Origin of the sequence: Halovivax asiaticus JCM 14624 (genome assembly GCF_000337515.1) — an archaeon.
GTDB classification, from domain to species: Archaea; Halobacteriota; Halobacteria; order Halobacteriales; family Natrialbaceae; genus Halovivax; species Halovivax asiaticus.
The window spans coordinates 43,422-68,950 of record NZ_AOIQ01000006.1 but is presented as its reverse complement, the minus strand read 5'-3'; the positions used below and the strand labels follow the sequence as shown (position 1 = coordinate 68,950).

General features: G+C 63.5%; 19 protein-coding genes and 1 tRNA gene. 10 read left to right on the top strand and 10 right to left on the bottom strand.

Annotated elements, in window-relative coordinates:
- Positions 1 to 152: 152 nt before the first annotated feature.
- Positions 153 to 1,022: a UbiA family prenyltransferase gene (locus C479_RS01410; protein WP_007696726.1), complete on the top strand. Its 870-nt coding sequence runs from the start codon at positions 153 to 155 to the stop codon at positions 1,020 to 1,022.
- Positions 1,023 to 1,294: 272 nt separating this feature from the next.
- Here the strand turns inward: C479_RS01410 and C479_RS01405 are convergent.
- Positions 1,295 to 1,369, bottom strand: a tRNA-Glu gene (locus C479_RS01405).
- Between the two features lie 135 nt (positions 1,370 to 1,504).
- On the opposite strand from C479_RS01405, the gene C479_RS01400 reads away from it, so the two are divergent.
- On the top strand, positions 1,505 to 2,236 hold the full coding sequence (locus C479_RS01400; protein ID WP_007696723.1) for a fumarylacetoacetate hydrolase family protein: 732 nt from the start codon (positions 1,505 to 1,507) through the stop codon (positions 2,234 to 2,236).
- A 2-nt stretch (positions 2,237 to 2,238) separates the two neighbouring features.
- Positions 2,239 to 2,937, top strand: a complete 699-nt coding sequence (locus C479_RS01395; RefSeq protein ID WP_007696720.1) for an MBL fold metallo-hydrolase — start codon at positions 2,239 to 2,241, stop codon at positions 2,935 to 2,937.
- Between the two features lie 8 nt (positions 2,938 to 2,945).
- Here C479_RS01395 and C479_RS01390 read toward each other — a convergent pair whose 3' ends face one another.
- The 3 genes from C479_RS01390 to C479_RS01380 all read right to left on the bottom strand — a co-directional run bounded on the left by C479_RS01390 (position 2,946) and on the right by C479_RS01380 (position 6,986).
- Complete coding sequence (locus tag C479_RS01390; protein WP_007696716.1) at positions 2,946 to 3,386, bottom strand: type IV pilin; 441 nt, start codon at positions 3,384 to 3,386, stop codon at positions 2,946 to 2,948.
- A 73-nt stretch (positions 3,387 to 3,459) separates the two neighbouring features.
- Positions 3,460 to 4,560 carry a DNA topoisomerase IV subunit A gene (locus C479_RS01385; protein WP_007696712.1) on the bottom strand — a complete coding sequence of 367 codons (1,101 nt, stop codon included), beginning with the start codon at positions 4,558 to 4,560 and terminating at the stop codon, positions 3,460 to 3,462.
- Between the two features lie 2 nt (positions 4,561 to 4,562).
- Positions 4,563 to 6,986: a DNA topoisomerase VI subunit B gene (locus C479_RS01380; protein ID WP_007696710.1), complete on the bottom strand. Its 2,424-nt coding sequence runs from the start codon at positions 6,984 to 6,986 to the stop codon at positions 4,563 to 4,565.
- A gap of 317 nt (positions 6,987 to 7,303) precedes the next feature.
- On the opposite strand from C479_RS01380, the gene gyrB reads away from it, so the two are divergent.
- Positions 7,304 to 9,235 (top strand): DNA topoisomerase (ATP-hydrolyzing) subunit B, encoded by a 1,932-nt coding sequence (gene gyrB, locus C479_RS01375; protein WP_007696706.1) that lies wholly within the window; start codon positions 7,304 to 7,306, stop codon positions 9,233 to 9,235.
- 235 nt (positions 9,236 to 9,470) lie between these two features.
- Entirely contained in the window at positions 9,471 to 11,948 is a 2,478-nt protein-coding gene (gene gyrA / locus C479_RS01370) for a DNA gyrase subunit A (protein WP_007696703.1), read from the top strand.
- A 164-nt stretch (positions 11,949 to 12,112) separates the two neighbouring features.
- Here the strand turns inward: gyrA and C479_RS01365 are convergent, their stop codons facing one another.
- Both C479_RS01365 and C479_RS01360 read right to left on the bottom strand, forming a co-directional pair.
- Positions 12,113 to 12,643: an Rrf2 family transcriptional regulator gene (locus C479_RS01365; protein WP_007696701.1), complete on the bottom strand. Its 531-nt coding sequence runs from the start codon at positions 12,641 to 12,643 to the stop codon at positions 12,113 to 12,115.
- Positions 12,644 to 12,855: 212 nt separating this feature from the next.
- A complete protein-coding gene (locus tag C479_RS01360; RefSeq protein ID WP_007696698.1) occupies positions 12,856 to 13,536 on the bottom strand; it encodes a metal-dependent transcriptional regulator in 681 nt (226 codons plus the stop codon).
- A gap of 127 nt (positions 13,537 to 13,663) precedes the next feature.
- Between C479_RS01360 and rocF the strand changes: the two genes are divergently transcribed.
- Both rocF and C479_RS01350 read left to right on the top strand, forming a co-directional pair.
- On the top strand, positions 13,664 to 14,584 hold the full coding sequence (rocF, locus tag C479_RS01355; protein ID WP_007696695.1) for an arginase: 921 nt from the start codon (positions 13,664 to 13,666) through the stop codon (positions 14,582 to 14,584).
- A gap of 126 nt (positions 14,585 to 14,710) precedes the next feature.
- Positions 14,711 to 15,880: an NAD(P)/FAD-dependent oxidoreductase gene (locus C479_RS01350; RefSeq protein ID WP_007696693.1), complete on the top strand. Its 1,170-nt coding sequence runs from the start codon at positions 14,711 to 14,713 to the stop codon at positions 15,878 to 15,880.
- A 57-nt stretch (positions 15,881 to 15,937) separates the two neighbouring features.
- Here the strand turns inward: C479_RS01350 and C479_RS01345 are convergent, their stop codons facing one another.
- From C479_RS01345 to C479_RS01330, 4 genes are all read right to left on the bottom strand, one after another.
- A complete protein-coding gene (locus C479_RS01345) occupies positions 15,938 to 16,522 on the bottom strand; it encodes an acyltransferase (protein WP_007696689.1) in 585 nt (194 codons plus the stop codon).
- A 140-nt stretch (positions 16,523 to 16,662) separates the two neighbouring features.
- On the bottom strand, positions 16,663 to 17,952 hold the full coding sequence (gene purD, locus C479_RS01340; RefSeq protein WP_007696685.1) for a phosphoribosylamine--glycine ligase: 1,290 nt from the start codon (positions 17,950 to 17,952) through the stop codon (positions 16,663 to 16,665).
- A 103-nt stretch (positions 17,953 to 18,055) separates the two neighbouring features.
- Complete coding sequence (locus C479_RS01335; RefSeq protein ID WP_007696680.1) at positions 18,056 to 20,770, bottom strand: DEAD/DEAH box helicase; 2,715 nt, start codon at positions 20,768 to 20,770, stop codon at positions 18,056 to 18,058.
- Complete coding sequence (locus C479_RS01330) at positions 20,770 to 22,362, bottom strand: ribonuclease H-like domain-containing protein (protein WP_007696678.1); 1,593 nt, start codon at positions 22,360 to 22,362, stop codon at positions 20,770 to 20,772. Before C479_RS01330 ends, C479_RS01335 begins: the two co-directional genes overlap by 1 nt.
- A gap of 249 nt (positions 22,363 to 22,611) precedes the next feature.
- Here C479_RS01330 and thyA point away from each other — a divergent pair, with 249 nt between their 5' ends.
- The 3 genes from thyA (at position 22,612) to C479_RS01315 (ending at position 25,525) form a co-directional block, all read left to right on the top strand.
- The gene (gene thyA / locus C479_RS01325) at positions 22,612 to 23,628 is read left to right on the top strand and encodes a thymidylate synthase (RefSeq protein WP_007696675.1); all 1,017 of its coding nucleotides are present in this window, start codon (positions 22,612 to 22,614) and stop codon (positions 23,626 to 23,628) included.
- A 2-nt stretch (positions 23,629 to 23,630) separates the two neighbouring features.
- A complete protein-coding gene (locus tag C479_RS01320) occupies positions 23,631 to 24,230 on the top strand; it encodes a dihydrofolate reductase (protein ID WP_007696671.1) in 600 nt (199 codons plus the stop codon).
- Positions 24,231 to 24,313: 83 nt separating this feature from the next.
- A complete protein-coding gene (locus C479_RS01315; RefSeq protein WP_007696668.1) occupies positions 24,314 to 25,525 on the top strand; it encodes a potassium channel family protein in 1,212 nt (403 codons plus the stop codon).
- Positions 25,526 to 25,529: the final 4 nt, after the last annotated feature.

Genomic DNA, 25,529 nt, shown 5'->3' with positions numbered 1-25,529 from the left:
CAACCCCGAGTTAGACCTGTCGAAAGCTCACGACTCGCCCAGGCCGGTAATCGGTGGGCGTATCGGCTGATGGTGGCCCGTGCCAGTGGTACCTGTCTATCCTCCCAGTTCCGAGCGTTCAAACGGATCGACCGTGTACGAACCACCGGCAGATGAGCGATTCCGTGCTGGACGCGTCACACGGACGACCCAACGTCGTCGATGGTGCGCTCACCCTCGTCCACAGTAACGTCTTCATCGCACTCGCGGCGACGAGCTGGGTCGTGACTACCGCCGTCCTCGCGGAACTCCCACTCGAACCGCTTCCGCCGTTCATCGTCTTTGCCGTGACACTGTTCGTCTACAGCCTCAACCGATTCACCGACATCGACGAGGACGAGTACAACGTCCCCGGTCGAGCGGCGTTTACGAAACGGTACGGACGATTCCTCCTGATCATCGGCACACTCGCCTATCTCGGCGCGGTCGGGTTCGCACTCGCGTTCGACCTTCCCCGCGCCGAACTATTACTCGCACCGATCGCCGTCATCACGCTCTACTCCGTGCTGGGCCTAAAGCGAATCTTCCTCGTAAAGAACCTGCTCGTCGGCATCGCCTGGGGTGGGATTCCCCTCGGCGTCGGCGTCTACTACGGTGTCCCGATGGATACCGAAATACTCCTTCTGACCGCGTACGTGGTGGCCATGCTGACCATCGCTGCAATCATCTTCGACCTCAAGGACATCGTTGGCGATCGCCACGAGGGGATCGTAACCGTCCCCCGCGTCATCGGAACGCGTCGCACGCGCCTGTACTCCGCAGGGGCGACGGTCGTCGTCACCCTCGGTGTCGTCGCCGCCATCTGGGCGTCGCTCGTCCCCCCACGGTACCTCGTCCTCCTCGTGTTCAGCGCGTACGTGTTTTCGTACTGCCTGTCCGCCGACCCGGACGCGAGCCCGCTCTTCTACGGGCTGGTCGTCGACGGCGAGCACCTCTTTCTCGCCCTCCTCGTCGCCATCCTCGCTGCAATCGGTGTGCTGTGAGGGCTGGGACGGCCATGGCTCGTGGCCTGGTTCGCGGTCAAATGCCTCGTCTGGGATTTGAACGACGCCCAGACGTGCTCGCTTCGCTGCGCACGACTGGTCTAATTCAAATCCAGGATCGCATTTGCTACTCACGAATAGTTCGCAGCAAAATGCTCCGTCTGGGATTTGAACCACTTCCGAGAACCTGCTCGCCCCGCTCGCAGAACCTCGGTATAATTCAAATCCCATCCGTGCGCGCTTCGCTCACTCGTAAAACTCGTTCGCTGAAGTGCTCCGTCTGGGATTTGAACCCAGGTCATCGGCTCGAAAGGCCGAAATGATTGGCCGGACTACACCAACGGAGCGCGCGTCGGGTGTGACGCGACAGTCATGGCTTGCCCGGGGTTAATAAAAAGCGTTCCGTTCCAGCGGGGCTGTGCGGGAAGTTGCCACGACGGTGAGTTACAACGTTTTTAGCCGTCGGTTGAGTGAGTGTTCGTATGAAATACGCACGATTCCGCGATCCGGCCGGGGCCGTTCGTCGTGGCAACGTCGACGGCGACACGATCTCGTTCGGGGGGGACGAGTACGATATGGACGCGGTGCAGCTCCTCCCACCTTGTGAGCCCTCGAAGGTCGTCTGTATCGGCCGCAACTACGCCGCCCACGCCGAAGAACTGGGGAATGAGGTCCCGGACCGACCGCTACTCTTCCTGAAGCCACCGAATACGCTGGCTGCACAGGGTGATACGATTACGGCGCCCGCTGGAACCGAACGTCTCGAAGTCGAGGCAGAACTGGGTGTGGTGATCGGCGAACAGTGTCGGGACGTCCCCGCCGAGCGTGCGATGGACGTCGTCGCCGGATTCACCTGCGTAGACGACGTCTCCAATCGCGACGACCAACGCCAGGAGAAAAACTGGGTTCGCGGGAAAGCGTTCGACGGTGCGGCCCCGATCGGTCCCGTCCTCGCGACGCCGGACGAGGTGCCCGACGACGCCGGTGTGCGGTCGTATATCAACGGCGAGCAGGCCCAGTCGGGCTCGCTCTCGCAGCTTATCTTCGACGTTCCGACGCTCATCGCCGAAATCACGTCCTACCTGACGCTGGAGCCGGGCGACGTGATCGCGACTGGCACTCCCGAAGGCGTCACGCCCTTGTCCGACGGCGACGACGTCGCTATCGAGATCGACGGCGTTGGTCGACTGACTCACTCGGTTCGCTGGCCCTGACGATGACGGTCTCGCACGGCCCACTCGACATCGACTGGCTCGGGTACGCGACGATTCGCATCGCCGGCCGGACGGGGACGACCGTCTACGTCGACCCCGGTCGGTACGACGTCCTCGCAGGCCATCGCCCGCGTGACGGTGACCTCGTGCTAGTCAGCCACGCCCACCACTACGATCCAGACGGGATCGAACGGGTCGCCCACGACGATGCACTGGTCGTCTGTCACGATTCGATCGACGCGACCGAAATCGACCGCGTCTCTCGCCAACCTGAGTCACTCCCGTTCGACGTCGAACGTGTCCGCGCCGACGAATCGTTCGCGCTCGGCCCGCTCGATCTGTTCACTACGCCGGCGTACAACGAACCCGGCGGGGCGCACACCCGCGCCGACGACACTCCCTTCCACCCGGAGGGGTCGGGTTGCGGGTTCGGACTCACGATGGATGGCGTCACCGTCTTCTGGCCAGGCGATACGGACGTTCTCTCACTCCACGAAACACTGGCTGTCGACGTTCTCTGTCCACCGATCGGCGGTCGATTTACGATGAACCGCGACGAAGCGGCCGAGTTAGCGACGCAGATACGGCCGGACCTCGTCGTGCCTGTCCACTACGATACGTTCGACGACATCGAAACTGACCAACGTGCGTTCGTCCTCGACGTGGCGACGGCCGGTGTGCCGGTCGCCCTCGACGAATAAGCACCGAGCTACGGTGAATCCGCTTCGAGCGTTTCGAAACTGAGCAGTTCCGCCGCGTCGCCATCGGTCCACCGGACGGCGAGTTCGTCCCCCGATGCGACACCGTCGAGTGTCACGGTGTCTCCCTCGGAGACCTGGTCGGTCTCTCCTTGTGATTGGGCCTTCCAGGTTCCGCGTGCGTCCCCGTTCAGCTCGAACGTTATCTCGCTTGCGTTGACCGTCGGGCCGCCAGCGTGTCGCACGACGACCGATTCGTTTTCGAGCGTCGTTTCGAACTCGATGTCGGGTGCCTCCGTGGTTCCGTCGTCTCCTCCTCCGACGAAGACGCTCCCGACGAGATTCACCCCTATCGCGAGGATGAAGAAAACTACGACGAGAAGCAAGGTAATCCCGAGAACGACCCCGACGGCCGTGAGGCCCGCTCGAACCTTCGCCGCTCGTGATGCCATACCGGCCGTACGCCAACCGCCGCCAAAAGTGACCCGAACCAGACGCGCTCGGTCGCTTCCTCTCGACGTCAGCTTAGAGAACGTTCATTTCTTCGAGCCGCGTCGGGAGGTAGGTGTCGGTGACGAAGTCGAGTCCGCGGGCCGCCAGCGACTGTTGTTCGGACTTCTTCTCGATCTCGAGTTGCAACTCGATCTGTTCCTCCCAGAATTCGGTCTGGAACCGTGGGTCTTCGAGTTCGCTTTCGAGCGCGTTGACGTCTGAATCTGACAGCGGATCGGTCGGCAGGTCGTACTCGACGATGTCTTCCGGTCGAATGCCGATGTACTGGGCGTCTGGCGTCGCGAGATACTCGGAGAGGTGGGCCGACTTGATAGAGCCGTAGGCGACGGAGCCGTAGATACGGTAGGACCACGGGTCACCGTCGGCGAAGACGACAACGGGGAGATCGAGCTCGTTTCGCATGCGCTTGATCAAGCGGCGAGTCGCTCTCGCCGGCTGGCCGCCCAGGTGGACGACGATGCTGTTGTACTCGTCGTCGAATCCGTTCTCGACGAGCCGATCACGCATACCACCGGTCTCGACGGCGAGGACGAAATCCGCATCGTTCTCCAGAAACTCGATCGTATCCGGGTTGTTCGGAATCTGGTAGCCGCCCTGCCCGACGTCCTTCTGACAGTGGATCTCGCGGTCACCGCGACGGGTCTGCTCTCTGAGTAAGAGTGGCCCCATGACCTTCGCGCCCGACTCTTCGGGACGCATGTGGAAGTCTTCGCGCTTTACTTCGGAGACGATCTCGAGATCCTCGATCAGGTTGTTCGATTCGTCCTGCGTGTTGAACTGCGCCTCGTCTAGATCCCACGACTCGGAGAGGTAGTACAACTCACGCAGGGTCGACGAACGATCCTCTTCGAGCTGGTTGGCGAGAAAGTCGATCGTGTAGGTGGCCTTCAGCAGTTTCTGCGCGCCGGAGACGGTCTTCGCACTGCGGGTGCTGCTTCGGTCCCCGTAGACCCAGACGTCCTTCTCCTCGTCGTACTCGATGTTCGACTTCGTCCGTGTCGGAATCTGCATCCGCGGGACGTCTCCCTCGGCAAACTGGTCGTAGAACTCGGCGGCCAGTTCGAGTAACTGTTCGCGTGCTTCCTGCTCGTTTAGCGATGTGCTCGTGCTCATTGTTATGCGTTTACCGTCAGGAGTTCGTCCTCGATCCCTTCGACGGAGAGATCGAAGTCGGCCTCGCCGTCGACGTTGTACTCGAGAGTGGCTTCGTCTCCCGATCCCACGGACTCGGACCACTTGACGAACCACTCGCCGTCCATTTCGATCACCTGCGCCCCGTTGGTCTCCTGTGGTTCCACGGAGACGATGTCCGTCAGATCGACGTCGGCGATGGTGTCAGCGTTGTTCTCGACGGTGATCGTGACTGTCCCGTCCTCGACCGTCCGCTCGACGAGGACGTTGTTCATGATCCTGGCTATCGAGTCGTCGATGACGAGCGGTTCACGGCCGGTGACGGCGGATAGTTTCTTGGCCATCTCCGGCAGGATCGTCCCGAGTTTGTTCCGTTTCTCCCGACGCTGTTGCATCGACCGGCGCTTGTTCAGATACCGTTTGAGTTCGCGTGACGCCTCGCGGATGGCCAGTTCGATCTCGTCTTCGATTTCGGGGACGTTCGCGACGGCGTCTTTCGACTCACTGGTGAACGGCACGTTGGTCGAGGCGACGTGGACCATGATGACGGCCGGCCCGTTCGGCAGTCCCGACCCGCCAGGTTGGTCCAGGCCGTAGTTGCGCCAGCCGATCGACTTCACGACGTCAGTCGTCGCACAGGCGCCTCGCTGGTAGACGAGCGGGACACGGTTGGCGAATCGCAGGACGTCGGCCGATCCCTCGGCCTCGAGTTCGCCGCCGTAGGCGATGCCGGCCTCGACGACGAACGGATCGCCACCGGAGACCTCCGCGTCGCGCGTCGCCGCCGCGTAGAAGTCGGCGTCGAACTCCTTCTTGAGTCCGGCTTCGATCAACTCGTCCGTGATCGGGGCGAGGCATCGTGTCGGCGGGGCCATGATGTCGGTCGAGCGCATCGCCTCGACAAGATCGCTCGTGCCGTCTCGATCGTCCGCGAGTTCGCGCACGAGCGGCGGATCCGTTGGGACGGTCGCCATGAACTCCCAGAGTTCTTCGGTGACGTTCTCGCGTGCCGTGTCGCCGAAGCTCGTGTCGTCGCGATCTTCGGTCAACTCGGCGGCCCGGTCGACGTGCGAGCGAAGCGTCGCCCGCGTGAGTCGGTGGCGGTGGTCGTCTTCGTCTGCGAGCTTGCCGGCCAATCGTGTGGCAAAGGCGTCCAGCACGGCGTCGTCCTTGCGAGAACTGGTCGCGTCGTTGACTCGCCGGTAGAGATCAGCGGCCGTTCGCGTCTCGTCGATCGACAGGTCGTCGTCCGTCGCGACAGGTGCCAGTTCCAGCCACGTCGCTTCGACGGCGTTCTCCCTGACGGTCGTCCCGAACGTCGTACCGTGTGCCTCCTCGGCCGCTGTCGCCGCATCGTCGACGATTTCCTCGACATCGTGGTAGGCGACGCGTCCGGCGTCGTCGATTTCGGCGGCGATGGTCGTCGCGAATTCCTCCGTCGCGCTGGCACCTTTGTTCGCCGTCGCTTCTGTCACTGCAGCGACGACGTCGACGTCCTCACCCGAAACGGGTGCCGGCCAGGTCATCCCGCGACCGAAGTGCCTGTCGCGGAACGCCTCGATGACTGACTCCGCCGTCTTCTTGCCGACCCGGGTAAATTCGTTCTGGAGGAAGCCGGAGATGGAGTGGGAGTCGGTCGATTCGAGCATCTTGAGGACGGTCCCGAGCTCTACACCGTGTGGATGCGGTCGGATCTCCTCGGTCTCGTCGGGTAACTGGTCGGTCACCCGCTCGAATTTGAAGTGCTCGGACGGCTCCTTCAACTCAATCCGCGCATGGGGATTGACGACCGCCGTGTGTTTGATGTAGTCGTGGAGTTGCTGGCGGGCGCGCATGTTGGCTTCCATCTCGATTTCGATGCGCGTCCCGTGGGGCCGATCCCACGTTGTCTGCTCGTCGACGCTGATCTCCGGTTCGTTCTCGTCGGTGTCGACGATGAGTTCGTAGTACTGTGCGTCCGCCGATCCCTGTGTGCGGCTCGTGATCTTGGCTGGCTTCCCGCTGGTCAACTGCGAGTAGAGAACGGCGGCAGAGATGCCGATCCCCTGCTGTCCGCGGCTCTGTTCTCTGGCGTGAAAGCGAGAACCGTAGAGCAGTTTCCCGAAGACTTTTGGGAGGGAGTCCTTGGTGATCCCGGGACCGTTGTCCTCGACGATCAGCCGGTAGTACTGATCGTCTTCCTGGATCTCGACGTAGATATCCGGGAGAATAGCGGCTTCTTCGGCGGCGTCCAGCGCGTTGTCGACGGCTTCTTTCACAGCCGTGACGAGGCCCCGGGCACCGCTGTCGAAGCCGAGCATATGCTTGTTCTTCTCGAAGAACTCGGCGATCGAAATCGCCCGTTGGCTCTCCGCGAGCTCCTGGGCGATTTCTGATTCGTCACCGAGGGACGACTGAAGCGACGTCATTACGGAATCGATAGCAGTGGTACCCTTAAAACGTTCCCGCTACCCGGGTGAAAGTGAAATCTGGCTGGGATCCACCAATTCAGTGTGGTCTCGACGGCTGCTGAATCAGCTAGCAGAGAATTCTGGTGTGAGTGCCTCTACCAATTGATGTCGAGAATATGGGCCAAGAGATCAGGCCAGTTGTCTGGACGTGCGCGTCCTCCCAAAATCGCTCCGTGCTAGCAGGACATTCCGAAACGCGTCGGGCGGCTGACCCGCGCTCGCGCGCGTACGTGACTTTTATAACTACACAGCCGCTACCCGAAGACAGGTTTTCCATGTCACAGGAACGCGAGTACGGCGCTGGCCAAATTCAGGTCCTCGAAGGACTCGAGGCCGTGCGAAAACGGCCGGCGATGTACATCGGCTCTACTGACTCACGCGGACTCCATCATCTGGTCTACGAGGTCGTCGACAACGCTATCGACGAAGCACTCGCGGGCCACTGTGAAGATATCACCGTCACGATCCACGAAGACGGCTCCGTCAGCGTGGTCGACGACGGCCGCGGGATACCCGTGGACATACACGAAGAGTACGACCGTCCCGCCCTGGAGGTTATCCTGACGGTGCTTCACGCCGGCGGGAAGTTCGACAGCAAATCCTACCAGGTCTCCGGTGGCCTCCACGGCGTCGGTGTCTCCGTCGTCAACGCGCTCTCCGAACGACTCGAAGTAACCGTCACACGCGATGGGGGTATCTACGAACACGGCTTCGATCGCGGTGAACCCGACGGTGAGATGGAGCAGGTTGGCGAGCCCGACGCCTCGAACGAGACCGGAACGTCGATCCGGTTCTGGCCGGATGACCAGATCTTCGAGACGCTCGAGTTCTCGTACGCGACGCTCTCGAATCGTCTCCGGGAACTCGCGTTCCTCAACTCCGGCGTCGCGATCACGCTCAGAGACGAGCGCGAGGTCGACGACGAGGGCGTAATCGTTCAGGAGACGTTCGAGTACGACGGCGGCATTCGCGAGTTCGTCGAGTATATCAACGAGACTCGCTCACCGCTCCACCGTGACGTCGTCTACTTCACGGACGAGGACCAGAGTATCCAGGTCGAGGTCGCCATGCAGGCCACCGAGGAGCTGCAGGGCTCGATCCACGCGTTCGCCAACAACATCAACACACGCGAAGGTGGGACCCACCTCACCGGGTTCAAGACCGCGCTCACGCGCGTCGTCAACGATTACGCGAACGAGAACGACCTCCTCTCCGATCTCGACGAGAACCTGAAGGGAGAGGATATCCGCGAGGGGCTCACCGCCGTCATCTCGGTCAAGCATCCCGACCCGCAGTTCGAAGGCCAGACGAAGACCAAACTCGGCAACAGCGAAGTCCGCGGCATCGTCGAAGGGGCCATGCACGACGGCCTCGCGACGTACTTCGAAGAGAACCCCGACACGGCCCAGGCCATCGTCCTGAAAGCCGTCGAGGCGGCGAAAGCTCGCAAGGCCGCGAAACAGGCGGAGGAACTCACCCGCCGTAAATCCGCGCTGGACTCGACCGCGCTCCCCGGCAAACTCGCAGACTGCCAGACCCGGGACCCGGACGAAGCCGAACTCTTCATCGCGGAGGGTGACTCCGCGGGCGGCAGCGCGAAACAGGCCCGGAACCCGGATTATCAGGCGATCCTCCCCATCAAAGGGAAGATCCTGAACGTCGAGAAACACCGACTCGATCGCATCCTCGAAAACGACGAGATTCGAAACCTGATCACCGCGATCGGGGCCGGGATCGGCGACGAGTTCGACCTCGACGAAGTCCGGTACAAGAAGATCATCATGGCGACCGACGCCGACGTCGACGGAGCCCACATCCGTACCTTGCTGTTGACGTTCTTCTACCGCCACATGCGGCCACTGATCGAGCACGGGTACGTCTACGCGACCCAGCCGCCGCTGTACCGCATTCGCTACCGCGGTGAGACCTACGACGCGATGACTGACGCAGAACGTGACGAGATCGTCGCGGAGAAGTGCGACGGCAATCCCTCCCAGGTCCAGCGCTTCAAGGGCCTCGGGGAGATGAACCCCGAACAGCTCTGGGACACGACGATGAACCCGGAGAACCGCATCCTCAAACAGGTCTCCATCGAGGACGCTGCGGCCGCAGACCGCATGTTCTCGGTCTTGATGGGCGACGCCGTCGAACCCCGCAAACAGTTCATCAAAGAGAACGCCCCCGAGGCGGAGTGGGTGGATATATGACGACCTTCTGCCCTGCAAACTTTTGCGCTGCGTGCGGTCGCGAAGCGACCGCACTCGGCAAAACTTCGATGAAAAGCACTCCTCCCTCCCCTCCGGCGCGGCGAGGCCGCGCGCTCCTGGTCGGTCGTCGGCCCGCTCGCGCGGCCGCGAAGCGGCCACGCTCGCGGTGTGATGCAATGGTGACTACCGCTACCGCACGTGGGAATCTGACTATCGAACCCCTGGTAACTGAGACATGAGTTCTGAAGCCCCCGATCCGAGCGACGTCGAGGCGCGGACCGTCGAGACCGTTCGGATCGAAGACGAGATGGAGCAAAGTTACATCGACTACGCGATGAGCGTCATCGCGGGACGTGCCCTGCCGGACGTCCGTGACGGGTTGAAGCCCGTCCACCGGCGCATCCTCTATGCGATGCACGAGATGGGCGTCACCAGTGGGTCGAGTCACCGCAAGTCCTCGTCCGTCGTGGGCGAGACGATGGGTGACTACCACCCCCACGGTGACAGCCCGATCTACGACGCGCTGGTACGGATGGCCCAGGACTTCTCGATGCGCTACCCGCTGGTCGATGGCCAGGGGAACTTCGGGTCGATGGACGGCGATCCGGCTGCAGCGGCTCGGTACACTGAGGCCCGGATGGCACCCCTCGCGGAGGAGTTGCTGACCGACATCGAGAAGGATACCATCGACTTTCAGCCCAACTACGACGATCGCCTGCAGGAACCGACGGTCCTTCCGTCGGCGTTTCCCAACCTGCTCGTCAACGGGTCGTCCGGGATCGCGGTCGGCATGTCGACGAACATCCCGCCGCACAACCTGGGCGAGGTGATCGACGCGACGGTCGAACTCATCGAGAATCCTGAGGCCACTGTCGAGGACCTGATGGAGCACGTCAAAGGGCCCGACTTCCCGACGGGTGCCAACATCGTCGGTCGCGACGCCATCTATTCGGCCTACAAGACCGGCCGTGGACGCATTCGCGTCCGTGCCGAGTTCGAGGTCGAAGAGTGGAAGCCGGACCGTGACCGCATCGTCATCACCGAAATTCCTTATCAGCAGAACAAGGCGAAGCTAGTCGAGCGCATCGCCGAGGACGTCAACGAGGGCGAGATCGAGGGGATCTCCGACCTGCGCGACGAGTCCGACCGCAACGGCGTCCGTATCGTCGTCGAACTCAAACGCGGCGCGAACACCGAGATCGTCAAGAACCGTCTGCTGGAGAACCATCTGGAGCGGACCTTCGGCGTCATCAACCTCGCACTGGTCGACGGCCAGCCACAGGTGCTGACGCTGAAGGAGACGCTGGAAGAGTACATCTCCCACCGACGCGAAGTCGTTCGCCGGCGCTCAGAACACGACCTCGCCGAGGCCGAAGACCGTGCCCACATCCTTGAGGGACGGTTGAAGGCCCTGGACATCATCGACGACGTCGTCGAGCTCATCCGTAACTCCGAGGATCGCGACGAGGCCCGGACCGGCCTCGAGAACGAGTTTGCCTTCTCCGAGGCACAGGCTGCCCACATCGTCCGGATGCAACTCGGGAGCCTCACCAACATGGAGGCGGCCGAACTCGAAGCCGAGTACGAGGACGTACAGGACGAAATCGAGTATCTGACTTCCGTTCTCGAAAACGAGTCGAAGCTCCTCGGCGTGATCAAAGACGAACTTCGGGCGATCAAAGACGAGTACGACGACGACCGGCGCACGTCGATCATCGAAGACGTCGGTACCGTCACTCACGAGGACCTCATTCCGGAAGAGGAAGTCCTCGTCGTCATGACCGAAGACGACTACGTCAAGCGCATGCCCGTCTCGAACTTCGACCCGCAGGGTCGTGGAGGCAAGGGTATCATCGGCTGTGACGTCAAGGAAGACGATCGGGTGACGACCGTCTTCCAGGCCAACACGCACGACTACCTGCTCTGTTTCACCAATCAGGGCCAGGTCTACCAGCTCAAAGCCTACGAGATCCCGGAGATGGGTCGGACGGCACGCGGCAAATCCGCCGTCAACATCCTCGATCTCGATCCCGGGGAGGAACTCACCGCCATCGTCGACACCGACGCGTTCGGCGACGACGAGTTCGTCACCATGGTCACTCGCCACGGGTACGTAAAGCGGACCCGCGGTGACGAGTTCGACAACATCCTCACTACCGGCATCATCGCCGCCTCGCTGGAAGACGGCGACGAACTGGTCGACGTCGAGGTCACCGACGGCACGAACGATCTCGTCATCGGCACGGAACAGGGAATGACGATTCGTTTCGACGAGACTGAGGCCCGTGCGATGGGGCGCAACGCCCGCGGAGTCAACGGGATCAAACTCGAGGGCGACGACGCGGTAGCTGGCCTGGTCGCCACCACCGAAGCCGACGAACGGGCCCTGCTTACCGTCACGGAGAACGGCTACGGCAAACGGACCCTCCTCTCCGAGTACCGCACTCAGTCACGGTACGGCAAGGGACTCATCGACATCAAGACCGAGGAGCGAAACGGACCAGCCACCGCGCTGAAGGCGGTGGCACCCGACGACCAGCTCGTGATCATGAGCGAGCGTGGTCAGATCATGCGGACGCGCGCCAGTGAAATCTCGACGGTCAGCCGGAACACGATGGGAGTGACGGTCATGGACGTCGAGGCTGGCGACGCGGTCGCGAGCGTCGACGTCCTGTCCGACGAGGCCGAATCCGACACCGAGGAGTCTGACTAAGGCATCAGTCGGAGTCGTTTTCCTACGTACCGAAATCGAAAGACCAGTCGGCTTACTACTCCGTTGTCGGGACTCGTCGCACGCAGTGGGGACTCGGTGAACAGCTGTCCCAGTTCCAAGGGTACCTTCGCAAAATCGGCCGGAAGTGATGCTACCTGGATTAGTCAGTGCGTTGGCTCTTCAGCTGGGGCGATCATCTCCTCGATCTGAAGGATCAGTACGTTGTTCGTGTCGTCTTTACCGTCGAGCGTTCCCTCGACGACGAGTTTCGAGAGCGGCGTCGGCCCGACACGTATCAGATCCTCGTCGCTGACGTGGAGTGACCCCTGAATGTGGATCTCGGCTCGACACAGGTCGGGGTGGTGAACGCTCGAGAGGTCGATCTCTTCGACGACGATGTCCTCGACTGGTTCGCCGTCGACGGCGAGTGGGACCGAGGCTGGTTCGTCGAGTTGTTGCACGCCGAGGGCCTCGAATGCTTTCGCCGTCGGTTTGTACCCGCCCTTGGGGCCGGGCACACCTTCGACGAGCTGGAGGGCTTTCAGGCTCTGCATCTGATTCCGGATCGTCCCCGGGTTCCGGTCGACCTGTTCGGCGATGTCCTCGCCTTTGATCGCGTCCTCGGCTCCAGCGTGGAGGTTTGTCAGCGCCCGCAAGATCATCTTCTGGCTGGAGGTAAGCTCGATGGACGACATACCAGACGTTCGCAGCAGTTTTTCTTAAATCCGAGGGTCTCGGTATCGCCACGGGAGGCCGGCTGGGCCCCGGACCCCTCTCAATCTCGACAGCTCTCGGTCGTAGAAACTGACCACATTGGACAATCGCAAATTCCAGTTGACCAGGTCTTCGCCACTCGACTCGTTTCGTCTCGGTCCGTAACCGGATTTGGCCGTGCTGTCTGACCGGCTCAGTGTTCCGCGTCGACGGGCCGTCGGACGCGCACGTGTGCGGCGACATCTTCTGGCAACGAAATCGTTCGATCCGCGCCGGCAGCCTGGGCCGTGATCATCCCGAACGGGGCGCGTTCGATGATCTCGAGTTCGACGCCCGGTTCGACGCCGCGGTCGGCGAGGTACGACAGCACGTCCGGATCTTCGTCGGCGACCTCCTCGACGACGACGGTGTCACCCGGTTCGAACGCGCTCACCGACTCGCCGGGGCGCGCACAGGGAGCGTCGAGATCCGCGTTCGGGATGGGTGAGCCGTGTGGATCCACGTTAGGGTCGTCGAGGGCGGCGGCGAGGCGTGCCTCGAAGTTCTCGCTGATGTGGTGTTCGAGTCGGTCCGCTTCGTCGTGGACTTCCGCCCAGTCGTAATCCAGATGTTCGGCCAGGTAGGCTTCCAGAAGCCGGTGATGTCTGACAACCTCGATAGCGACGGTCTCGCCCTCCTCGGTGAGTGTGACGCCGTTGTACTTCTCGCGATCGAGCAAGCCGCGCTCGGCGAGGCTTTCGAGCATACTCGTCACGGTCGGCGACGTCACGTCCAGCTCGTCTGCGATCTCGGAGGTCCGGATCCGATCGTCGCGACCTCGTTCTAGCTGGTAGATCACCTTGAGGTAATCCTCCATGACGTCGCTCAGCATCATCCGGGTGAATCGTCGAGCCATCGAACCCTAAAGCTGTCGTCGTCCGACCCCGCCGTCGACCTTCCTCAGCCGTTCGAACGGGCAGCCATTCAGCACCAATTTAAGGTCACGCCACGGAGACGAACGTATGAGTCGAACCGTACGCATTATCGGTGCCCCGGTCGACTATGGGGCGAATCGGCGCGGCGTAGACATGGGGCCGTCGGCGATCAGATATGCGGGCCTGGCTGAGACGCTGGCGGCTGCAGGGATCGAAGCGCGAGACGACGGCGACCTCTTCGTCCCGCGGGCGGAAGAACGGGATCCGGACGCCGGCACGCTGGATCACGAGAATGCAAAATTCATCGACGAGGTCCAGCGTGCCTGCGAGCGCCTCGGTGATCGCGTCGAGGAAACGCTAGCAGATGGGGAGTTTCCGCTCGTTCTCGGCGGCGATCACTCGATTTCGATCGGTACGATGAACGGCGCTTCGAGAGACGCCGACCTGGGCGTCGTCTGGTTCGACGCCCACGCCGACCTTAACACGCCGTCGACCTCGCCGAGTGGAAACGTTCACGGGATGCCGCTTGCAGCCGCCCTCGGCTACGACGAGTTCGGCGACTGGGACTGGGCGAACGCACCAAACGTCCGGGAAGAGTCGGTCGCCTACGTCGGCCTTCGGAGCGTCGACGAGAAAGAACGCGAGGCGATTCGCGACAGCGAAATCACGGCCTTCACCATGGCGGATATCGACGAGCGGGGAATTACGGCGGTCGTTGAGGATGCGCTCGCCGCCGCGACCGACGGGACGGACGGCTTGCACGTCAGTCTCGACCTCGACTGGCTCGACCCGTCGGCCGCACCAGGGGTCGGCACACCGGTCCGCGGTGGTGTCACGTACCGTGAGGCACACTCGGCGCTCGAGGTTGTCGCCGAACACGCCGAGGCACACGACTCGTTGCGATCGATGGACGTCGTCGAAGTGAACCCGATATTAGACGAGTCGAACGAGACCGCCTCGGTTGCGACAGAGATCGTCGCCAGTGCGTTCGGAAAGCGGACTATCTAACGAGCCGTTCGGTATATTTGGGCGCTGAAGCCAGCCACTCAGTCGTCCTGGGCCACGCGAGAGATCCGCACACACAGCGCTGTGGCTTTCAACAGCTTTGTATTGGAGCTATCCCGAGTCCTCTGTATGAGTACCGACGTTGTCGTACTCGGATCCGGATACGCCGGAGCCGGTGCGGTCAAGTCACTGCAATCGTCACTCGGCTCGGACGCCGACCTGACCTGGATTTCCGACACCGACTATCACCTCGTGCTCCACGAGGTCCACCGCGTGATTCGTGACCCGGCAGTGCAGGCCGACATCACGATTCCGACCCGCGACATCGCCGATCGGTCCACGACGTTCGTCACCGACACCGTGGTCGCCGTCGACACGGACGACCAGACTATCGAACTCGAGGACGCCGAGGCTGTCTCCTACGATTATCTCGTCGTCGCACTGGGAAGCCAGACGGCCTACTACGGCATTCCCGGCCTCGACGAGCACTCGCTCACGCTGAAGAGTCTCGACGACGCGCTCTCGATCCACGAGGCCGTCGACGCGGCCAGCGAGGAGGCCACCCGGAGTGAACCCGCCCAGATCGTCGTCGGGGGTGCCGGGCTGTCTGGCATTCAGACCGCGGGCGAACTCGCCGAGTTCAGAGACGATCGTCGGGCCCCGCTCGAGATCCACCTCGTCGAAGCGATGGAGGAGATCTTCCCCGGTCACGATCCGTCGATCCAGGGCGCACTCCGCGAGCGACTCGAGGATGCGGGCGTGACGATTCACACCGACGATCCGATCACGGAAGCGACCGAGGATGCGATCAACTTCGACGAGGGCGACCCGCTCGAGTACGACGTGTTGATCTGGACCGGTGGCATCACCGGTCAGGACGCACTCGACGAGACAGCCCTCGACAACCAGCACAACCGGGTCGAGGTCGAGTCGAACTTCCAGACCTCGGACGAGAACGTCTTCGCCATCGGTGACTCTGCCATCGTCGATCAGGGAGACCAGCCGGCGCCGCCGACCGCCCAGGCGGCCTGGCAAGCGGCCGAGGTCGTCGGTCGAAATGTCGCTCGAGCAATCGAAGGACGTCCGCTCGAAACGTGGGAGTACGATGACAAAGGAACCGTCGTCTCGATCGGCGAACGGGCCGTCGCCCACGATGTCAAACCCGCGCTCGGCGTCGGGCTCCCTGTCTCGACCTTCGGCGGCTTCCCGGCGCGCAACCTGAAGAAACTGATCGCCGCCCGGTGGATCGCCGACCTGATCGGCTGGAACGCTGCCCGAAAACGCTGGTCGTCGCTGTAAGAGTTGTTCGTCCTTTTTCGCACCGAGTCGGTTGCCGGGTAGTACCACGCTGTCCGATCAGTCCGCTGAATGCGCTGAGTCGTCCTCGTCGTCACGATCGGTTTCGGTACCGTGAGTGGTCTCGCCGCCGTGGACGTCCCCGCTCGACATGGGGCGGGCGGGCACACCGGCGACGACAGTTCCTGCCGGAACGTCTCTGGTGACGAGCGAGTTCGCCGCGACGCTCGCCCCGGGACCGATTTCCACGCCCGGCAGGATGATCGCCCCTGCCCCGATCATCGCTCGTTCACGGACGACGACCTCGCCGGTCCGGTACTCGTCCTGGAGAAACTCGTGGCAAAGGATCGTGGCGTCGTACCCGATGAGTGCGTCGTCTTCGAGGGTGATGAGCTCCGGCCAGAAGACGTCCGGCGTCGCCTCCAATCCCCAGGAGACGCGTTCCCCGACGGTCACGCCGAGTCGGCGGAGGAGCCAGCGTTTCAGTTTCAAACTCGGAGAGAGTCGAACGAGCCAGACGACGACGTAGGAGACGGCGACACGAACGGGGTTGCGTTCGCCGGGCCAGCCGGACAGGGAGTTCCCGGGACCCGGTGTCGGGTGGCGATCGATCCGGTCGTGGCGTGAGGGATCGTCGGAAGGCACTGTCCCCGTGTTAGCTTCGCGGGTACAAGAACGTATTCGACGGTGACCGCTTCAATGTTTCACCACTATCGAAAACCAGCGGCCTCGATACGCGTTGGTCTTGCGTGACGAGCTAGATCCGCATTGTCTCGCGCGTCGACTTACTCGTCGCGGAGTTCGGTCATGTGGTCGATCCGCCGCTGCACTAGATCTTCGGTCCCGATGTCGTGGCGGATGTGCAGTCCGTCCTCGCCGGCGATGGCGAGGGCGTCCTCGGCGATGGTCTCAGCGTCGGCGATCGAGTCGGCACGGCCGACGACGGCGAACGATCTGGAGGTCGTCGTGTAAATGCCGTCGTCGCGCTCGTCGACGCTTGCGTAGTACAGCAGGGCGTCCGCGCTTTCTTCGTCGACTTGTACCTTCGCCCCGGCTTTCGGATCGGTGGGATAGCCTTCTGGCACGGCGTACTTACAGACCGTCGCTCGCTCGTCGAAGGAGAGAGCGGGAAGTTCCTCGCCGTTTCTGGCTGCGGTCAGGACATCGAGGAAGTCGGTTTCGAGGACCGGAAGCGTGTTCATCGCCTCCGGGTCGCCGAAGCGAGCGTTGAACTCGACGACCTTCGGTCCGTCGGCGGTGAGCATGAACTGGCCGTAGAGGATGCCCTTGTAATCGTCGAGGGCCTCGACCGTCGCCTCGACGATCTCGACGGCGCGGTCGTAGTCGCCCTCACGCATGAATGGGAGGTCCACGCCGGGCGCCGAGTAGCTGCCCATTCCGCCGGTGTTTGGTCCCTCGTCGCCCTCGTAGGCGCGCTTGTGATCTTGCACGGCGGGTGCCGTTCGAACAGACCCGTTGGCGACGAACGCCTGGACGGTGAACTCCTCGCCGACGAGGCGCTCTTCGAGGACGATCCGGTCGTAGTCGGACTCGCGGATGTACTCCTTCCCCTCCTCGGCAGTGACCTGATCGCCGATGACCTTCACGCCCTTGCCACCTGTGAGCCCGGCCGGCTTGATCGCGAGGTCGCCGTCATACTCATCGATATACTCGCAGGCGGCTTCCGAGTCGTCGAACGTCTCGAAGTCAGGGCAGCCGGGAATGTCCTGTTCGGCCATGAACCGGCGCTGAAAGGCCTTGTCCGTCTCGATCCGGGCGTCGGCTTCGCGGGGGCCGAACGCGTAGACGCCCGACGCTTCTAGCTCGTCGACGACGCCCTCGGCGAGCGGGCCCTCCGGCCCGACGACGGCGATCGTCGCGTCGATCTCGTCGGCATAGTCGACGACGGCGTCGGTGTCGCTGGTGTCGAGCGTCTCGAAATCCGTCGCCAGGGCGGCGATTCCCGGATTACGATTACCCGCACAGGCGTACAGGTCGACCTCGCTGTCGGCCAGACTGCGGGCGATGGCGTGCTCGCGGCCACCACCGCCGATGAGGAGTACGATGTCGCGCATATTTGACCACGGGAGCGGCCGCCGTGTAAACGTTACCGTTTCGATCACTGAAATTTCGATCGACGGCGGATGCTCGCGGTGTCGATCTCCGAGGCGGAATCACTCACGAGTAAAACAGGGTCGGCCGTCGCCCGCGTTCGTCTGCGACGGCGTCGGCCGACCCCGCTGACGTCGATTCCTGGTCAAGTAGTGCGTCGAGGACGTCGATCGCCGCCTCGCCGTGGAGCGGTCGGTTGTCGTTGCCGCACTGGTCGTCCATGATGCAGGCCGGACAGCCGTCGATCCGGCCGCAGTCACAGCCGGCGATCAGCGACCGTGCGCGTTCGGCGATCGCCTCGAACTCGTCGTATATCGCCCGCGAAAACCCGAGCCCGCCCTCGACGCCGTCGTAGATGAACCAGCCGCTGGCTGGCGGGCGATCGAGGTCGTCGGCGCGCGAGCGAATCGTCGCTTCGGCCGCCGCGATCGACTCCGGCGCTCGGGTCGTCTCTCCGACGGCGTCGTCTGATTCCGCAGGATCGTCCGTCGACGCCGCCTGATGGGCGTCGAGCGAGAGCGTCGCGAGCCCGCCGAGATCTCGTTTGTCGACCATTAGTTCGAGCGGTGCGACGCCGATGGTGGCGTGTTCGGCGGCGTGCAGTCCCCCAGCGTAGCCGACGTGGACGCCCTCGCCGAATTCGCCGTCGAGTTCGGGCACCGTGAAGTCGCTGTAGCGGTCGACGAGTCTGGCTTCGACGGCCGGCGGAACTTCGAGCCAGCAGAGCTGGGTCTCCATCGGGAGTGCCGGCAGACCGGTCGGGACGTTCTGGCGACGCTTCTGGCCGCCCTCGATTCGCACCTGATCGAAGGAACCGTAGTACGAGAGGACGGTCCCGGTGCCGTGGTGCAGGACGAAGTCGCCGATCTCCCGCGACCGTTTGGAGTCGGCGTCGATGACGGTCACCTCGCGGTTGGTCCGCGTGTAGTAGTCGACGTCGACCGGCTGGATCACGACGTGTGGCTGCGGACCGTCGTGGACGACATCCGTTACCTGGTACTGTCGGCCCTCGTGGAGCCTGACGGCGCCCTCGTGGAAATCGCGGAAGACCCGTTCGCGAGCGAGCGGCTCCATCTCGGGATCGTGCTGGGCGTCGACACCGTCGGCGAGGCGAACCTCGTACTCCTGGCCGGCGGTGGCGTACATCGACACCGACGATTGCGGTCGTGGCGGGCCGGTATAGGAGACGCCAGTCTCCAGTCGGCCGGAGAGGTCCCCTGCGCGTCGCCAGAGTTCGACGGCGGATTCCAGGCGCTCGCGGTCGGCGAAGTTCTCGGCGTCAGTCTCGTCGAGTGAGAGTTCGTCGGCCGCACAGCGGACGTGCGTCGCGAAGACGGCGTCGTTCTCCGTGTCGACGACGGCATCCTCCACGTCGGACTCGGTGAGGTACGAGGGGTTGGAGACGACGTACTGGTCCAGCGTCCGGTGGTCGGCGACGAGCACCGAGAGTGCGCGCTCTGTCCCCCGGCCAGCCCGGCCGATCTGCTGCCAGAACGCCTGACGTTGGCCAGGGTAGCCCAGCTGGACGGTCGCGTCCATCGCGCCGATGTTGAGCCCGAGTTCCAGCGCGTTCGTCGAGGCGACGCCGTCGAGCGACCCCGTCTTCAGCCCCTGTTCCGTCGCGTGTCGAGAGTTGCGCGCGTGGCCGGCGTGATAGGAACGGAGATCGCTGCCGCGGTCAGGTGCTGTATAGTAGCCCGACCACCGCTCTCGACCGCGTTCGGCGCGCTCGATCGAGAGTTCGGCGAGCTTTCGCGATGGGGTAAACAGCAGCGTCTGGGCGCCGTGGTAGGTGAGGTGGCTGAAGAGTCGCGGGGCTTCCACGGAGGCCGGGAGGCGATCGGCACGTTCCTCGTCAGCGTCGACCGAGTCGATATCATCGTCCCGCTCCACGGATTGATCCCCGTCGGCTGACGCGCGAGGCGGGTTCCAGAGTACCAGCTCCCGTGGGCCACGCGGCGAGCCGTCCTCGTCGACGACGGTGACGGGTTCGTCGATCAGGGCCTCGGAGTGGGCGGCCGGATTGCCGATTGTCGCACTCGTCAGGACGAATCCCGGGTCGGCCCCGTAGTAGGTGAGCACTCGTTTGAGGCGGCGGATCGTCCAGGCGACGTGCATGCCGTGGACGCCGGTGTACGTGTGGGACTCGTCGATCACGACGAGATCGCACGCGCCGTAGAAACTGGCCCAGCGATCGTGGTCGTGGAGGTAGGTGTTCACGCCCGCGAAGTTGGTGACGATCACGTCGGCCGTCTCGCGAATCTCGCGGCGGGCCTCTCCGTGGTCGGTGTCACCGTCGTAGACCCGGACGGTGACGTCGAGCCCGAGGGTCTCGTAGAGGTCGTTCAGTTCCCGTTCCTGGTCACGGGAGAGGGCCTTCGTCGGGTAGACGACGAGTGCGGTCGACCCTCGTTGACTGTGTTCCTCCCTGCTCTCATACGGTCCCGGGTCGCCAGCCAGGTAGTGTCTGGCGATCTGTAGGCCGTAGACCAGTGTCTTCCCCGAGGCAGTACTCGTGGTGACGCAGACGTTCTCGTCGCGGGCGAGTGCCACGAGTGCGTCGGCCTGGTGGGCGTAGAGGTCGTGATCGAGCGGGCTGGCGAGCGCCGCTTGGAGCACGTCGCGAGCGGGGATCGTCGTCGCCTCGCGTGCGGGAACCTCGACGACGGTCGCGTCGCCTGGCGCACCGGGATACGTCTCGACGACGCCCTTGCCCGTGATCGGGATGCCATCGCTGTCGGTCGATGCGTCCGTTTCGGACGTCCACTCGTTTCGGGTCATCAGGTAAAATCACCCAGGCCGGTCTGGCTGGCTGGTGTTCGATCGCAATCCTGTGCTGCTATGGGGGCGTCCATCAGTGCGTCGTAGATCGACCACAGCGCGCGGCAGTCGTCCTCGCAGTAGCGTTCGTGGCGATCCCAGTCGAGGGGTTCGCCCGTGCGGACGAACCGCGAGTAGGCGGCTGCCGTCGTCGCCCCGTCGAGACCGGTCCCTGCGCGCTCGTACCCCAGAGCCTCGGCGACGGCCGTCAGTTTGTTCGTTCGCCCCGGAAGTACGGCGTTTCCGTCGGTAACCGCCCAGCGGTACAGATCACGTTTCGCGAGCGATCCCCAGGAATCCCGGTACGCCGGTGCGTATCGCTCGGTGAAGACACCGAGGTGTTTGTAGTCGAACCGCCACCCGTTCCACGTGAGCAGGGTTCGATCCGCCTGGGACTCGACCAGCCACTCGACGAACGTTTCGACAACGGCTCCCGGGTCCGAGGGATCGCGTCGTTCGACGAACGCGCGATAATTATCTGTTGCAGGATCGTAGACGCCGATCTGCCAGATGATCGACGGCGAGAGACCGTCCGTCTCGATGTCGAGACACAGCGGCGGGTCAGCGTCTCCACTCCCCGGGAGCGGTTCTTCCGTCACACGACACGGTTCGCCGGTTTCTATGACGCGTGCGTGCTGTCGCATGCGATCGGCGGCACTGGCGCCGATTCCCGGGAGGGCTGTCAGTTCGGAGATCGGAGTCTCGAGGAGGTCGGCCCTGCTTCGAACGTCGCGGTCGACCAGCGCCTGCGCCGTCTTCGGACCGACGCCGTCGACGGCACGAATGCCGAACGCGTCGCTCCCGATCGAGTCGACGGAACGGATCGGCCAGTGGTCGGCGACCCCGGTTCCATCGGTTGCGTCATCGCCAGCGTATTCTTGGGGGGTATCGTGCCCGAGACGCATGGTAACGACGGTCCCGCTATCGCCGTAGTCGTCGATCGACCCGACACCGCGGAGACGCAGCGAGACGGTCGTGCTCCCCTCGTTTTCCGACCGGTCGTCGTCTAATCGGATCGCAGACGGTTCGCGAACGTCGCGAATCGTGCCATCTGCGCGGTCGAGTACCCAGCATCGATCGTATTCGGCAGGCAAGCGACCGGTCAGGATCGTCACCCGGGACCGACCGGCGGGAACGACGTCCGCGAGGGCGTCGGCGTGATCGAGCGATGCCTCGAGCGTCGTCTGATCGACCGAGACGCCGACGTCGTCGCAGACGAGAATCACGGGTCTGTTGGGCGCATCGGCGTGGATCTCGGCCACCGTCGAGGCGGCTTTCGAGAGTGCGGTGGCTCTCTGGACCGAGACGATCGAGGCGTCGCCGACGGCGTGGTGCTGTACGGCGCCGTCCGCACCGCCGAGTGGCGGGTGGATAACCGGTCCCTCGAACACCTGTCGTGCGCGAGCGACGGCCTGTGGGCGTCGGTCGGGGCCGGGGAGCAAGACGAGGTCGGGCTCGACGTGCGCTCGAACGTCGGTCAGGGCGGTTGAATCTCGCATTACCGCCATCTCAGCGGGTATAGCGAGCACGGTCGACCCGACGGCGGCATCCATCGCACGGGGGAAGGTGGGCCCGTCTCAAGAGGGTTCCGAGACCGGGGCGAAAGTGAACAAAGGGAGCGCCCAGTTTTGCCGTGTAGTTGGATCGATGGCGCGTTCCTCCCGGGCGTGACCAGCTAACCTTCGATATTCTCGCCGAGCCAAAATAGTTCTTGATAGGTTCTCCCTGCTCTTTTCCAGTGCTACAGGGCCCAGAAGGACGTATCATCGGACTTTATGCTCTCCCACGCAGAGTACCGCACAATGCAACAGTATCTGGATCTGGTTGACGACGTCCTCACCTCCGGGACGTACAAGCCTAACCGGACGGGCGTCGACACAATCTCGCGCTTCAGTCGCCACTACGAGGTCGACTTACAGGAGGGGTATCCACTCTTGACGACCAAGCAGATGGATGGCTACCGCTGGAACTCGATGATCCACGAGGTCTGCTGGTACCTCTCCGGCGAGGAGCACATCCGGACGCTCCGTGAGGAGACCAAGATCTGGGACGCCTGGGCCGACGACGAGGGGCGGCTAGACACTGCGTACGGTCGCTTCTGGCGTCGGTTTCCGGTTCCGGAGGAGTTGGCGCAACTGGACGGCGAGTCCTGGCCCGACGATGCACAGCGCTGGGTGACCGAGGAGGCCGACGGCCGGACGACGTTCGACCAGTTGCAGTACGTGATCGACACACTCTCGGACAGCCCGAACTCGCGCCGACTCGTCGTCAACGCCTGGCATCCGGCGAACGCGGCCGTCTCGACGCTTCCGCCGTGTCACTACACGTTCGTCTTCAACGTACAGGGCGACCGGCTCAACTGTCACCTGACCCAGCGCTCGGGCGACGTCGCGCTCGGCGTTCCGTTCAACGTCGCCGCCTACTCTCTGCTCACGAAAGTGATCGCCAAACAGACCGGCTTCGAACCCGGAACCTTTGGACACACCATCGTCGACGCACACGTCTACTGCGGAACGGGCGAGCGCGGCGAGTGGTACGCGGACAACCTGGACGCCTTGCAGGACCGACTGGGCGACGTGGACGACAGAGCGGCGTACCGAGACGTTCGTGAGTGGATCGAGTCGACTGCACCCGCAGAAGCTGCGGGTGACGAGAACATGGATCACGTTCCCGGATTGCTCGAACAGTGCGCCCGGGAACCGCTCTCGCGACCGGCGCTCTCGGTGGCCGACGTGTCGATCGACAACATCACCGCGGACGACGTCGAACTCCGCGACTACGAGAGCCACGACGGACTGACGTTCGGCGTGGCGGAGTGAGCATGCCTGAAACCGACGCTGGCGAGGACGACAACGGGTCCGAGGACGCCCACCGATCCGATCTCGGCGGACCGGCGATCGAGACGGCCCTCGAACTCGTCGCGATCGTCGCCGTCGCCGAAAACGGCGTCATCGGCGTCGACGGGGAGATGCCCTGGCACATTCCCGAGGATCTGGCGCACTTCCAACGAGAGACGACCGGGCACCCGGTTATCATGGGTCGAGTCACCTACGAGAGCATCGTCGCGGGACTCGGCGAGCCGTTGCCCGATCGCACCTCGATCGTCCTCACCTCCCGTCCGTTCGAGACGCCCGAGAACGTGCTGGTGGTCGGCGGGATCGACGAAGCCGTTCGCGCGGCCGAACGGGCCGACCGCGAGCGCCATGACGGATCGGGTCGCGCCTACGTCGCCGGCGGTGCGTCCGTCTACGAGCAGTTGCTCCCGGCCGTCGACCGGCTCGTCGTCACCGAGGTTGGTCGGGCGCCGGAGGGCGACGCTTTCTTCCCGGAGATCGATCCCGCCGTCTGGCGTGAGGTCGCGAGAGACGAACGCGAGTCGGTCACGTTTCTCGAGTACGAACGTATCGGCTCGAAAGCGTAGTATTGCGGGCTATCACGGCGTCGTCGCGGTCGTTCCAGTCCGTGTGAGGAACGTTTTTCAGCCCGCGAGTGTTCACTCAGGCTATGGACCCGTTCGAGGGCGAGATCTCGCCCGGTTCGATCGAGTACGAACCGGTCAGCGTGAAGGACGTCCTCGTCGAGATGAAGGATACCGCGGAACTGTTGATCGACCTCTCGTTTTCCGCCATCCTCCACCAGCATCACGATCTCGCCCGGGAGGTCCTTCGCTTAGAAGAGCGGATGGACCTTCTCGAACTGCGAGCCCGGATGAGCCTCCTGATGGCCGCTCGAAATCCGGACGACGCCGAACAGCTTGCTCCGGTGCTCGGGATCGTCGCCGCGACGGACCAGATCAGCGACGCGGCCGGCGACATCGCGAAGATCCTCGTCGAAGACGCCGGGTTACCGGACGCGATGCGAACGACGCTCCCGGAGGCGATCGAATCGCTCGAACGCGCCGACGTGACAGAGGCGTCGGCATACGCGGGGCGAACGCTGGTCGACATCGATCTCGAATCGGAGACAGGCGTCCGTGTCATCACGCTTCGGCGCGGCGACGAGTGGATTCTGGATCCCGGTCCGGAGACGGTCATCGAGGCCGGCGACGTGGCGTTCTTACGCGGGACCGAGACGGATCTTGGGCCGGTCGTCGCGACGCTCACAGGCGAACCCTACGAACTCCCGGATCCGGAACCACCCGCCATTGCCGACCTCGAACGAGCGATCGACACGATCGTGCTCATGAAGGATCTGAGCGAACTGGCCGTCGACCTGGCCTACAGCAGCGTCCTCTTCGACAGTCAGGACCTGGCGGAGGAGGTCCGCAATCTGGAGATCGAAGTCGACGCGTTACAGTCGCGCTTTTCGGCGTGGGCCCTGAAGGCCGCGAGCGAAGCCGACGATCCGGTTCGGATTCGGGGGTTGATGATCCTCGCGAGTGCCACCGAGGAGATCAGCGACGCGGCGATCGACATCAGCGAAGGGATCTTCCGCCAACTCGACGTCCACCCCGTCGTCCAGCTGGCCGTCCAGGAGTCCGACGAGATCATCACCCGCATCGCCGTCGAACCCGGCAGCGATCTCGTCGGCGTGGAGATAATCGACGGTCGCCTGGCAACTGACGCCGGAATGGGCGCCATCGCGATCCGTCGCCCGGACGACGGCTGGCTGCTGATCGCCGACGACGACGCGCAGCTACACGCCGGCGACGTCCTCATCGCGAAAGGGACGCGAAACGCGGAGGAGTCGGTCCAGTCACTCTCGCAGTCCGAGTGATCCA